Source organism: Clostridium aciditolerans (assembly GCF_016316925.1).
GTDB lineage: Bacteria > Bacillota > Clostridia > Clostridiales > Clostridiaceae > Clostridium_AM > Clostridium_AM aciditolerans.
The window spans coordinates 1-263 of sequence record NZ_JAEEGB010000115.1 but is presented as its reverse complement, the minus strand read 5'-3'; the positions used below and the strand labels follow the sequence as shown (position 1 = coordinate 263).

The 263-nt window shown below is 69.6% G+C and carries 1 protein-coding gene; it reads right to left on the bottom strand.

Features of this window, described 5'->3' with window-relative positions; genetic code table 11:
• The coding region (locus I6U51_RS24585; protein WP_211145173.1) for a TRAP transporter large permease subunit at positions 1 to 263 on the bottom strand (263 nt) is incomplete at both ends.

Here is a 263-nt window from a genome sequence, read left to right as displayed (position 1 = left end):
CGAAGATCGAGCCCACGAGCACGAATATCGGAATCGCCAGCAGCGGGTACTTGCCCAGGCCGGCATAGAAGTTCTGCGGCACGGCCAGCAGGCCGAACCACTGCGTGTCGGGGCTGGCCAGCGCGATGGCGGCCGCACCTGCCAGGCCCAGGGCCGCGCCGATGGGCACGCCCAGGAGCATCAGGCCCAGGAAGGCGATGAAGAGCAGGGGCGCCCCGGCGCCTTCGTGGACGAGGAGAAGGCGCCATGATCGCGACCCTGCT